At 65.5% G+C, this 12,848-nt stretch carries 7 protein-coding genes; 1 reads left to right on the top strand and 6 read right to left on the bottom strand.

The window, feature by feature from the left end:
• Positions 1-170: 170 nt before the first annotated feature.
• The 6 genes from PU724_RS10760 to PU724_RS10735 all read right to left on the bottom strand — a co-directional run bounded on the left by PU724_RS10760 (position 171) and on the right by PU724_RS10735 (position 11,019).
• Positions 171-2,609 carry a GcvT family protein gene (locus PU724_RS10760; protein WP_354422384.1) on the bottom strand — a complete coding sequence of 813 codons (2,439 nt, stop codon included), beginning with the start codon at positions 2,607-2,609 and terminating at the stop codon, positions 171-173.
• A gap of 192 nt (positions 2,610-2,801) precedes the next feature.
• Positions 2,802-4,181, bottom strand: coding sequence for an aspartate aminotransferase family protein (locus tag PU724_RS10755; protein WP_354422386.1), 1,380 nt, complete (start codon positions 4,179-4,181; stop codon positions 2,802-2,804).
• A 206-nt stretch (positions 4,182-4,387) separates the two neighbouring features.
• Positions 4,388-6,457, bottom strand: a complete 2,070-nt coding sequence (locus PU724_RS10750; RefSeq protein WP_354422388.1) for a prolyl oligopeptidase family serine peptidase — start codon at positions 6,455-6,457, stop codon at positions 4,388-4,390.
• Positions 6,458-6,562: 105 nt separating this feature from the next.
• Positions 6,563-7,723, bottom strand: a complete 1,161-nt coding sequence (locus PU724_RS10745) for an MFS transporter (RefSeq protein WP_354422390.1) — start codon at positions 7,721-7,723, stop codon at positions 6,563-6,565.
• 89 nt (positions 7,724-7,812) lie between these two features.
• Positions 7,813-9,000 (bottom strand): MFS transporter, encoded by a 1,188-nt coding sequence (locus PU724_RS10740; RefSeq protein WP_354422392.1) that lies wholly within the window; start codon positions 8,998-9,000, stop codon positions 7,813-7,815.
• A gap of 111 nt (positions 9,001-9,111) precedes the next feature.
• On the bottom strand, positions 9,112-11,019 hold the full coding sequence (locus PU724_RS10735) for a phospholipase D-like domain-containing protein (protein ID WP_354422394.1): 1,908 nt from the start codon (positions 11,017-11,019) through the stop codon (positions 9,112-9,114).
• A 204-nt stretch (positions 11,020-11,223) separates the two neighbouring features.
• Here PU724_RS10735 and PU724_RS10730 point away from each other — a divergent pair, with 204 nt between their 5' ends.
• Positions 11,224-12,801 carry a trimethylamine methyltransferase family protein gene (locus tag PU724_RS10730; protein WP_128346961.1) on the top strand — a complete coding sequence of 526 codons (1,578 nt, stop codon included), beginning with the start codon at positions 11,224-11,226 and terminating at the stop codon, positions 12,799-12,801.
• Positions 12,802-12,848 lie beyond the last annotated feature (47 nt).

Genomic DNA, 12,848 nt, shown 5'->3' with positions numbered 1-12,848 from the left:
GAGCCCGTAAGTTTCGCAAGTCGCTTGTAGCGAAACGCCATGCGTATCTGGCAAAGCCGCGTTCCCGATGGGACGCGGTTTTTGCGTTTTGCCGCACTATTTTTCGTTGCCGCGTTCGGCGATTGGCGTGCGGTCTTCGTTGTTTGTTCCAAGAATTGTGCCCTGGCGTTTCACATGCGCCCACGCGTGCCTTCCGGATCGTAGGGCGAGTCGGCGATCACCTTTGCCCGACGCCGCTCGCCGAGGACTGAAACTTCCAGTTCGGTACCGGGCGACAGCAGTTCCAGGGGCAGCAGCGCGAGTGCGATGTCGTGACCAAAAGTATAGGAGTAGCCTGCCGACGTGACGTAGCCGACAAGCTCGCCGTCGCGGTAAACGCCCTCGAAGGCGAACGCGCTCGCGCCGTCCGTATCGATCGACAGCGTGGCGATCCGGCGCGCCGTCCCCTGCTCCTGTTTAGCGACCAGTGCCGCCCGGCCGATGAAGTCGCCCTTGTCGAAGCTGACGAAGCGGTCGAGGCCGCTTTCCCAGGCTGACAATTCGACATTCATGTCGCGATACATGGCCCGGTAGGACTTATCGAGACGCAGGGACTCCAGTGCTTGAAGTCCAACCAATCTCAGCCCGTGCCCCTCGCCCGACGCCAAAAGCGCGTCCAGCAAATGCCGCTGATAACAGAGCGGATGATAGAGCTCCCATCCCAGTTCGCCCGAGTAGTTGACGCGCAGCAGACGCACATCGCTGGCCAGGCCGACGGTTCCGGACCGCACGCTGAACCCTGGGAAGGCCTCGTTTGAGAGATCCACTTCCGTCAGTGGCTGCAATACCTCCCGCGCCTTCGGTCCAACGATTGTGAAGCTGCCGCGATCATCGGTGACATTGCGAAGCTGAACGTTGCCGCCCTCTGGCAGCAGCCGGCTCAAGTCGTCAAAATTCCAGCGCTCGGCGCGCGGCGTCGATATGAGATAGAACAGATCGCTCTTTAGCCGCGCCACGACATACTCGGCCTGCACGCCACCGGCCGGCGTCAGGTGATGGGCAAGGGCGACACGACCGGGACGAGGCAGCTTGTTGGCAAGGATTCCGTCGAGCCAGTCCTCGGCGCCCGGCCCGCTGACCTCGAACTTGGTCATCGGCGTCATCTCGACCAGCCCCACGGCCTGGCGGACGGCCTGGACCTCCTCGGCGACGTGGTTGCCTTTGGAGGTCCAACGCCAGCTATAGATGTTGCGCGCTTCGACACCCGCGGGCGCAAACCAGCTCGGCATCTCCCAGCCGTTCAGCACGTCCCAAACCGCGCCGAGCTGGCTTAGGCGGTCGTAGGACGGCGCCGTTTTCTGCGGTCGCGCCGCCGGCATGTCCTGGCCTGGATAGTGCTGCACGGCGTGGGTGCCCCAGGCTTCCCTGACTTTTTCCCGGGTCCAGTTCTTGTTGGCATACTCGCCGAACCGGCGGGGATCGAGTTCGGCCGTGTCGATACTGTTGCCGCCCTCCACGATCCGCTCGGAAAGATAGTAGCCGATCGCTCCGCCCCAAAGGATGCCGCCCGGCACGCCCTCCGCGAGCCAGACGTTCTCAAGACCCCAGGCCTGCCCCATCAGCGGCAGTTCATCGGCGGTCATCTGGAAAGGCCCGCGCACATTGCGCTTTATGCCGGCGCGCCCGAGCGCCGGGACCAATTCACTCGCGCGCTCCCAATTCCAGGAGACGGCATCGAAATCCTCGTCGAGCAGATCGGCGCCGAACCATTCCGGGACGCCGTTTTCGGCGAACAGCTTGAGCTGTTCGGTCCGCTCATAGGGACCGAACAGCAGCCCGTCCCCCTCTTCGCGCAGATAGCCCTCGTAACCCTCGTCCCTGAGGATCGGCATCTCCGGCAGGCCCAGCCGTTTGCGTTCGACAACTTCCGGAACCGCCTCGGTGATCCAGTACTGATGCACGATCGGGATCGCGGGAATGTCCAGCCCCAGCATGGCGCCGGTCTGGCGCGCATAGTTGCCGGTTGCGAGGATGACATGCTCGCAGAGGATGTCGCCGCGCGGGGTCTTGACCTTCCACTCGCCGCTCGGCATCCGCTCGAACCCGACAACTTCCGTGTCGAGATGGACCTTCGCGCCGAGGTCGCGTGCGCCCTTGGCCATCGCCTGGGTAACGTCCGCCGGTGCAATGTGACCATCGTCGGGATGGTAGAGAGCGCCCAGCATGTCCTTGTTGTCGAGCAGCGGCCAGATCTCGCGCGCCTCCGCCGGCGACACGATCCGGGCCCGCACGCCCTGGACCTCCGCGACATCCATATAGCTCTGGTACTCGTCGAGCCGGTCGCGCGAGTTGGCGATGCGCAACTGGCCGCATTTGTGCCAGCCGACCTTCTGGCCGGTCTCGGCTTCCAGGCCCTCATAGATTTCAATCGACTTGGCGATCATGCGGCCGACGTTGCGGCTGCGCGCATAGGACGGAATGAGTCCGGCGGCATGCCAGGTCGAGCCGGCGGTAAGCTGCGTCCTCTCCAGCAATGCCACATCGGTCCAGCCGCGCTTTGCCAGGCCATAGAGAATGCCGGCACCGACGCAGCCGCCACCGACCACGACCGCACGAAAGGAACTCACCATATGCGCCTGCCCCTGTATGAAAATGCCATTGGTTCACATGACCGCTGGCGCATACTGTCAGACGGCATCCGGCCTTTCAGCACATTTCCTGGTCTGGGACACGGCAGCAACCGCCCGGCCGTTGGTCCACGATCATGATTGACGCCAATGGGAAACGGCCGGGCGCCGTCGCGGACGCCGCCCGGCCTTCGTTCAGCGCTTGCGCAAATCCGCTTCGGCGAGATCGAGCGCCTTGGCGATGCGATCGCAAGCCATGTCGACCGTCTCGCGCGTCCAGATCAGCGGCGGCGACAGGATCATCGTGTCGCCGGTGGCGCGCAGCATCATGCCTTGCGCGATCGCGTGGTCGCGCAAGACGACGGCGGCACTTCCCGACGGCAGGTAGCGCTCCTTGGTCGCCTTGTCCTTGACGATCTCGATCGCCCCCATCAGCCCGATCGAGCGCACTTCGCCGACCAGATTGTGCCCCGCGATACGCTCCTGCAGCGCCTGGGCGAAGTATGGACCGGTGTCGTTCCTGACCCGCTCGACCAGGCCTTCGCGCTCGATGATCTCGAGATTCTTCAGCGCCACGGCGCAGGCCACGGGGTGACCGGAATAGGTGTAGCCGTGGTAGAACTCGCCGCCCTTCTCGACCAGCGTCCTGCTGATGCGGTCGCCGACCAGCAGCGCCGACAGCGGCTGGTAGCCCGATGTCAGCGCCTTGGCCGTGGTGATGGTGTCTGGCTCGATGCCGAAAGTCTGCGCCGCGAACCATTCGCCGGTGCGGCCATAGCCGGTGATCACCTCGTCCAGCATCAAGAGCACATCGTATTTGCGGCAGATGCGCTGCACTTCCGGCCAGTAGCTCAGCGGCGGGATCTTCACCCCGCCGGCGCCCATCACCGGCTCGCCGATGAAGGCGGCGACCTTGTCGGCGCCGGCCTCGAGGATGGCGTCCTCGACGGCCTTGGCCGCGCGCAGGCCGAAATCATGGTCGCCTTCGCCGGGCAGCGCGAGCTCATAGGCATAGGGCATCATCACATGGACGATGTTGGGCACGGCGCCGCCGAGCTGCTTGTGCATCGGCTCCATGCCGCCGAGCGAGGTGCCTGCAACGGTCGAGCCGTGATAGCCCATCTTGCGCGAGATGATGCGGTTCTTCTCCGGCTTGCCCTCCAGGGCCCAGTAGTGGCGCACGAGCCTGAGCGCGGTGTCATTGGCCTCCGAGCCGGAAGAGCCGTAGAACACCTGGCCGACTTGCTTCGGCGCCAGTTCCGCCAGTTTCTTCGACAACAGCACCGGTGTCGGCGTCGAGCATTTGAAGAAGGAGTTGTAGTATGGCAGCTCCTTCATCTGCGCATAGGCGGCCTCGGCCAGCTCGTTGCGGCCGTAGCCGACGTTGACGCACCAGAGGCCGGCCATGCCGTCGAGGATCTCGGTGCCTTCGGCATCGTAGATGAACGGTCCGTCGGCGCGGGTGATGATGCGCGAGCCCGCCTCGCGCAGCTCCTTGTGGTCGGTGAAGGGATGCAGGTGATGCGCGGCGTCGATCTGCTGAAGCTGCTTCAGCGAATAATTCTGATAGGTCATGGATTTGCTCTTTCCTCTTGAATCAATCCGGCAACGGCCGGGGCGGATTCGTCAGAGGCAGGCGGGCGGCGAATAGCCGATGCGGGCGCAAAGCCTGAGCAGCTCGGCACGAAGGGTCCGCGGTGACGGCGTCACCGCGACCCCGAAGGCGCCTGATGTCTTCGTGCAAGCCATGGCGGCACCTTAAGCCGCCTGATGCCCTGAATTCAAGCCGTACCCGCTAGCGCCCGCTGCAGGAAGACATAGCGCATCGCCGTTTGCGCCGCTTGAGGACGACGATCGCCACGCCCGCCATGGCCGCCCTCGGTTTCCTCGAAGAAGAGTGTCCGGCCGTGGCCAGCCTCCTGCAGGCGCGCCGCCATCTTGCGGGCATGGCCGGGATGGACGCGGTCGTCGGCCGTCGAGGTCATCAGCAGCACCGGCGGATAGGCGGCACCCGCTTTGACATGTTGATAGGGCGAGTAGGCCGCCAGCCACGCCGCCTCTTCCGGCTTTGCGGGATCGCCATACTCGGCGATCCACGAGGCCCCCGGCGGCAATTCGGTGTAGCGCAGCATGTCGAGCAGCGGCACGTCGATGATGACGGCACCGAACAGTTCCGGACGCTGGATCAGCGACGTGCCGGTCAGCAGGCCGCCATTCGAGCCACCCTGGATGCCGAGCTGCGCCGCTGTGGTGAGACCGCGCCGGACAAGGTCCGCGGCAACCGCGGCGAAATCGTCAAAAGCCTTCTGGCGATTGCCCTTGAGCGCCGCCTGGTGCCAGGCCGGGCCGAATTCGCCGCCGCCGCGGATGTTGGCCTGCACATAGGCATTGCCCTTCTCCAGCCAAAGCCTGCCGCGCACGCCGGCATAGCCCGGCAGAAGCGGCACTTCGAAGCCGCCATAGCCGTAGAGCAGCGTCGGCACCGGTCCGCCCTGGTCGCGCCGCCTGACCACGAAATAGGGGATCATCGTGCCATCGCTCGAGCGTGCCTCGAACTGTTCGGAGATGAAGGGCGAAGCGTCGAAGCGGGCCGGCTGCGCCTTCACCGTCTGAAGCGTCTCGCCATCGTCGTCCGACCAGATGATCGAGCTCGGCGTCAGGAAATCGGTGAAGGAGAAGGAGACGCTGGCGCCGAAATGCTCGGCATGGCTGATGCCGACATTGCCGTTTTCCGGCAGGCCGACCGGCTTCAGCGACCAACCCTCGCCTGTCCGATCGCAAGCGACGACCTTGCCGCGCACATTGTCCATCAGGTTGATGAACAGCCGCTGCTCGGTGCGGGCGAGCCCGGCGATCGAGACGCGATGCGCCGGCGCGAGCACGGTTTCGACCGGCCCCAGCGTATTGGTGTCGATCCAGCGTTCGAAATCCACCGAATAAAGCCCGTCTGGCAGGCAGTGCGTGCCGTCGGGCGCCGTCCACGGGCTGCGCACGCCAAAGACGAGCTGTCCCTGGAAGATCGCCGTGTCGGTTACGTCGTCTGGAAGCGGAATGCGCCGGTTCTCGCCGGAAGCGAGCCGCAGGAAGCTGTGCGAGGAGAAGAAATCGATGGTCCGGGCCAGGAACAGGTGCCGCCTGTCGCCGTCGATCTCGACCCCGCCGCCGGCCGCGAGGTCCTGCTTTTCGCTCTCGAAGATAAGCGATGCGTCTTCCAGCCTCGTGCCGCGCTTCCACAGCTTGACCACGCGCGGATAGCCGGACTGCGTTTTGTCGTCCTCCTCGAAGGCGGCCGAGACGATGACGGTGTCTTCGTCCAGCCAAGAAAAACCCGACTTCGAGGCGGGGGCGCGAAAGCCGCCTTCGACGAAGGACTTCGCCGCGATGTCGAACTCGCGCATCTCGCTGGCATCGCCGCCATCCGGCGACATGCTCACCAGGCAGCGGTTGAAATCCGGATAAAGGCGGCTCGCGCCGCTGAACACCCATTTGATGCCTTCTTTCGCGGAGAGCACGTCGAAATCGACGATCGTCTCCCATTCCGGCTTGTCGGTCTTGTAGGAAGCGACCGTCGTGCGGCGCCACAGGCCGAGCACGTTGGTCTTGTCCTGCCAGAAATTGTAGACGTGGCCGTTGATCGCGGTCCCGACCGGGATGTTGTCCTCGGCCGTCATCAGGTCGAGTGCGGTTTCGAACGAAGCCTGGTAGCCGGGATCGCCCTGGAGCTCGGCAACCGTCAGCCCGTTCTGGCGATGAACCCAGTCGAGCGCCCCCTTGCCATTTCGGTCTTCCAGCCAAAGGAAGGAATCTCCAGCGGCCGGTTCAGTCTGGCTTTTTGTGATGGCTTGGGTCACGCACGGTCTCCGAAAGCTTGTCAGGCGGCCTCGCCTACATCGCGTCACGGACGCTCACATTCAAGATGGCAAAGACAGCTTGTCGCGACGAACGCGGCTTTTCCTTCACATCACGCGCCGGCGCAGAACGGTCGCCACCGCCAGTGCGGCACAGATCGCGCCGAGAGTGGCCGGCAGGCCGGACGCGCCGGTGATATCCATGACGCCGCCGGTGAGTGGCGGCACCAGGATGCCGCCGACGCCCCACATCAGCGAGAAGGCGGCGTTGCCGGCGACCAGCGCCGAGCCGGTGAAGCGTTCGCCGAGCTCGATGATCGACATCGTATAGATGCCGTAGGAAACCGCGCCCCAGATGAACACGCAGGGCCAGATCAAAGGCGTCTCGATCAGCAGCGGCAGCAGCACGCAGCCGAGCACGGTCAGCGACACGCACAGGAAGCGCACCAGGCGCGCCGTCAGTCTTTCGGCCAGCAGGCCGAGCGGCACCTGCATGGCGATGTTGCCGGCGATCATCGTCGACAGCAGGGCCGACATGCTGGCCTCGGCGATGCTGTAGTGAGTGCCGTAGACCGGCAGCAGCGCCAGCACCGCCTGCTCGAAGCCGGCGGCCACGACCACGGCGGCGAGCAGCAGCCATGCCTTCGGCATGAAGCCCATCACCGAAACCTGCTGTCCGGCCTCGTCGACCTTGGGCAGACGGCCAAGCACCAGCGCCAGGCAGCCGCCGCAGAAGACAAACGCGGAGATGCCGACCAGGAAGGGCGGCCAGCCCTCGGTGCCGACCGCAAGCAGGCAAAGCGGACCGGCGGCGAAACCGGCCGAGATGACGGTCGAATAGACGCCCATGACGCGGCCGCGGCGCGACGGCGGCGCCAGCGCGATCACCCAGATTTCGCTCAGAACATAGAGCGGGTTGGTGACGACGCCGATCAGCAAGCGCAGCGGGAACCACAGATAGACGTTCTGCGTCCAGCCGACCAAAGCCAGCACCAGCGCGGAAAGCGCGGCGCAGGTGAGTGCCGTCCGCCCTGGCCCGAAACGGCGCGCCAGCGCCGGGATCATCGGCGAGGACAGGATGAAGCCGATCGGCGTCATCGCCGCCGAAAGCCCGATCATGGCCGGCGAGATGCCCTGGCGCTGCAGGATGAAGCTGAGCAGCGGGTAGCTCAGGCCTTGCGCGATGGCGAAGACCGAGACTGTCGCGATCACCCCGGTGATCGCCGCCCACTGTATCGTTTCGTCGCTGTTCGTTTCGGCGGCGCTCATGGCCCTTCCTCCGCCGGCAGCCTTAGCGGTTCGGCTGGACAGCCGTAACCCCCTTACCCGCGAAAACCGCTTGCTCCAGCCAAACCCTGTCAGGAACTTCGGCGGCTGGCCGACCTGTAGAGCGCGAAGGCCACCAGCAGCGCATCGAGCCCGACGATCACCGCCGGCAGGCCGAGTGGGCCGACCGCCTGCATCAGCGCACCGGCGCCGGGCGGGCCGACAATGCCGCCGGCGCCCCACATCAGTGCGAAGGCGGCGTTGCCGGCCACCAGCGGGCTCCCCTTGAAACGGCTGCCTAGCTCGACCAGCGCCATCGTGTAGACGCCGTAACCGACCGCGCCCATCACCACCAGCACCGGCCAGACCAGCGGCGTCGTGATCAGCAGCGGCAGCGACAGCGCGCAGGCGCCGGTCGCCAGCGCGCAAAAGACGATCATCGCACGGCCGCCGAAGCGCTCGGCCATCAGCCCGAGCTGGATTTGCAGCAGGATGTTGCCGGCCGACAGCGCCGTCACCAGCGCGGCGAGCTTCGCCTCCGGCAGGCCGTAGCCGGTGCCGAAGACAGGAATCAGCGAATAGGTGCTCTGCTGCACGGCCGCCGAAACCAGCACCGCCAGCAGCAGCGCCGGCGCCAGCCTGGCGAACCCGGCGATGCCGCCGGAAGCCTGGCCGTCATCCTCGAAGCCGGCGAGTTGCGAGGAGACGGCGCGCAGGATCAGCGCGCACAGGCAAAAGCCCGCTATGGCGGCGATGAACGGGGGCCAGCCGGACGCGCCGAGGGTGATCAGGATCAGCGGCCCGGCGGCGTAGCCGGCGCCCATCAGCGCGTTGAACACGCCCATCACCCTGCCGCGGCGCAACGGCGCCGCCAGCGACAGCGCCCAGACCTCGCCAAGCACATAGAGCGGATTGATGACCACGCCGACGAGGAAGCGCAGCGCGTACCAGGCGATCCAGTTCTGCAGATAGCCGATGCCCAGGAAGCAGAGCGCGCCGATCAGCGAGCAGCCGACGGCGAGATTGCGCGCGCCGACCAAGCGCACGGCGGCCGGCACGAACGACGCCGACAGCAGCAGGCCGACCGGCATCATCGCCGCGGAGAGGCCGATCAGCGCCGGCGACAGGCCCTGCCGCTGCATCAGCAAGGTGAACAGCGGATAGCTCAGCCCCTGCGCTGCGCCGAACATGGCCAGCGCCGTGGTGACGCCGGCCAGTGCCGCCCATTGCGTTCCCGCCTCGCTATCGCTCGCCGCCGCCATTGCGCCATCCGTCTGCATCGCCACCCTCAGGTGGCATGCGACCCGGCTAGCGGCTCGACACGGGAAAAGGAAGGGCCGGGGGCGAAATCCGCTTGCGCCAACGGCCATCGCGCCTCAGGGCCACGCAGACTACGGGAAGTAGCGGGCGATCGCCCCCTTCTTGCCGTCGGCATAGGGTTTCAGCCACTTGTCGTCGATGGAAATCCCGTCGTCAGCCGACGGCCCCTTCCCGATCGTCCGGCGCCATGCGCGGAATTTGTAGTGGTCGAAGACGTCGAGCATGTGCACCGCATAAGCCGCGGCAAAGGTCTTGTCGCCTTCGACGATGACCAGGTTCTCGTCATTCTCGTAGGACGCCTTGTAGCCGAGGTTGTGGCTGCCGGTGATGACGGTGGCATTGTCCTCCATCGGATCGATGATGACGATCTTGTCGTGCACGATGGCGTGCCCGACGGTCAGCACCTCCGCCTGGAAATCGCGGGCGATCGTGGCGCCGGTCAGGTTCGCCGCCCTGACGATCGAGACGTTCGGCGCCTCCCAGACCTTCTCCGGATAGACGAAGGGCGACTTGCCGTCCTTGTTCGACTTGTGGGTCACCGGATCCCTGGTTGGGGCGACATAGTTGGGCATCGCGGTCTCGTCGCTGATCGCGCCCTGCACGATCAGCTTCGGATCCGCATTCGCCGCCGCGACCGCCTGGTCGACGATCGAGTTCTCGCCGAGCCGCGACGGATTGAACACGAGGAACAGCACCGCGCGCTTCGCCGCCCTGATCCGGGCGAAGACGTCCTCGAGGTCGACCGGGCGCACCGAAATGTCCTTCTTGCTGCGCTCGGGATCGTTCGGCGAAAACCACACCGTCATGCCGTCCAGCGCTGCGCTGGCGCCGTTCAGCGGGTTCGAAATGTGGTTTTCCTTGCGAAACGGCACGCCCTGCTTTTGCGCCACATGGCCGGCGGCGCTTTCGCTCGCCGGCGGCGGGAAGACGTCGGCCTTCATGCGCTCCCAATAGGCGTTGAACACTTCTGCCATCGCCGGGTCGTCGCGGACGAAGGCGTTGTTGGACTGCCCGCAAATGCCGGTCGAGGTCCAGTTGGTGCTGCCGGTCATCACTGCCTGCGGCTTGCCGTGGGCATCGCGGTAGACCGCGAACTTGTTGTGGCCGATATGGTTGTTGTTGAACAGGCGGTCCGTCACCACGACGCCGGCATCGCGCAGCCGCTTCCGGAACGGCGCGTTGCCGAAGTCCCAGGCCTTTGTCTGCTCGTCTTTGCCCGAATTGGAAAGGATGACCTCGACGACATCCTTGGCGGCTACGATCGCGTCGCTCAATTCGTCGTCGCCAAGCTCGTAGAGCGCAAGCCTGACGGAGCCACCTTGGTCCTTGGCCCGCTCCATCAGGCTGGTCAAAACCTTGGGCACATCGCCTTGCAGATAGGCGCGTATCTTGCTCGCCGGGTTCTGCAGTTCGGCCCTGATCTTGTCGCGCTGTCCGACCTTGATGCCGGCTTCCGCCAGCGCGTGCGACATCCATTGCGTCGACAAGACACCGTTGGTGAAGGCGACCCGCGCCTTGCCGAACATCTGCCCCAGGAAGATCGGCGGGCTGACGGCGCCCTGGCCGAGATAGCCGAGCGGCCGGGCCGCGCCGGTATAGGCGGGTTGGCCGTCGACCACCTGCTCCGGACGCACCGGCACCGGCTCGAGGCCCAGCTTCATGTCGCCGACCGGGCGCACCCGATAGGCGATCATCTCGCCTTCCGGCCGGATCGTGAGGCTGTCGCGGCGCCGGCGCACCGTGAGGTCGCGCCAGAAGGTCTTCTGCACCGGCCACACGCCGGTGTCCTGCGGAATCCAGCGTGGATTGCGTTGCCCTTTGAACGGCACCCATGCCGCCAGGCAACGCTCCTCGCCGGTGTCGGGATAGAGGCGGACGATCTCGAAGCCGAGGCAGCCCGGGATCATCCCGTCAATATCCCAAGCCAGGAACGCGACCTCGTTGTTGGTCGCCGCACGCACTTTGATGACATCAGGCATCGCCACCCCCCTCAAGATGCTCGGCGCATAAGTATAGCAGAAGTAAAAGACGGAACTGTAACAGGCTTCACGTTGCGAAACGCCGGGCTCTCGGTTGGCGCTCCGTCATGTCGCTTCCCTCGCCCTAGTGGTCGCCGCCTCCTCACCGGCGGCATTGGCGGCGGTCCATTATGCCGCCGACCTTCGCATCCCATGAGGCTTTTCATGACCGCTGCCCTTCACCCCGCCGAACCGGCACTGGCAACCGATCGCGCCCGCCGCGGCGGCCGCGCGGGCAAGCGCGCCGGTGGCTCGGCGGCGTTCGAGCAGCCGCCGTTCCGGCAGCTGAAGAATCCGCTCGCGCCGACCAGGCTGGTCTCGGATGACGAATTGGAATCGATCCACCTCGCCTCGCTGCGGGTGTTGAAGGAGATCGGCGTCGACGTGCTGCATGACGAAGCCCGCCGCATCATGAAGGCGCATGGCGCCGACGTGCGCGACGGCAGCGAGCGGGTGCGCTTCGACAGCGACCTGATCCTCGAACTGATCTCGCACTGCCCGCCGGAATTCACGCTGCATGCCCGCAACCCGGCGCACAATCTGCGCTTCGGCGGCAACAACGTCATCCTCTCGATGATGGCCTCGGCGCCCAACTGCTCCGACCTCGACCGTGGCCGCCGTCCGGGCAACCAGGCCGACTATCGCAACTTCCTGCGCCTGGCGCAGATGCACAACATCCTCAACTGCACCGGTGGCTATCCGGTCGAGCCGATCGACATCCACCCCTCGGTCCGGCACCTGGAATGCATCCGCGACCTCGCCATGCTGACCGACAAGGTGTTCCACATCTATTCGCTCGGCAAGGAGCGCAATGTCGACGGCATCGAGATCACCCGCATCGCGCGCGGCATCAGCCATGAGCAACTGCTCGAGCAGCCGTCGGTCTTCACCATCATCAACACCAACTCGCCGCTCAAGCTTGACGTGCCGATGATGGAAGGCATCATCCAGATGTCGAGCAAGGGCCAGGTCGTCATCGTCACGCCGTTCACGCTCTCGGGCGCCATGGCCCCTGTCACCATCGCCGGCGCGCTGGTGCAGCAGAACGCCGAGGCGCTGTCCGGCATCGCCTTTGCGCAGATGGTGAAGAAGGGCGCGCCCGTCGGCTATGGCGGCTTCACCTCCAATGTCGACATGAAATCCGGCGCGCCGGCCTTCGGCACGCCCGAATACATGAAAGCGCAGCTCGTCGGCGGCCAGCTCGCGCGGCGCTACAACATCCCCTACCGCACCTCCAACACCTGCGCCGCCAACACGGTCGATGCGCAGGCGGCGTATGAGAGCGTCTTCTCACTGTGGGGCGCCATCCAGGGCGGCGGCAATCTGATGATGCACGGGGCCGGCTGGCTCGAGGGCGGCCTGCGCTGCTCCTACGAGAAGACCATCCTCGACATCGACCTGTTGCAAATGGTGGCCGAGTTCCTGACCCCGCTCGACCTGTCGGAGGACGCGCTCGGCTTCGACGCCATCCAGTCGGTCGGCCCCGGCGGCCATTTCTTCGGCACCCAGCACACCCAGGACCGCTACAAGACCGCCTTCTATTCGCCTGTCCTTTCCGACTGGCGCAATTTCGAAAGCTGGACGGAAGCCGGTTCGCCAACGGCGCTCGAAAAGGCCAACCGGGTCTGGAAGGAGCGGCTGGCGTCCTACGAAGAACCCTATATGGACCCGGCGATCCGCGAAGAACTGAACGACTTCGTCGAGAAACGCCGCGCCGAAGGCGGCGCCCCGACCGATTTTTGATTTTCTGCGCGCCAACCGGTGCGCCGGTCGATGTCTGGCGGCGCGCC

Source organism: Mesorhizobium abyssinicae, from assembly GCF_049887195.1.
Classification (GTDB): Bacteria; Pseudomonadota; Alphaproteobacteria; order Rhizobiales; family Rhizobiaceae; genus Mesorhizobium; species Mesorhizobium abyssinicae.
The sequence above is the reverse complement of the archived record's forward strand: the minus strand, read 5'-3'. Positions and strand labels throughout refer to the sequence as shown.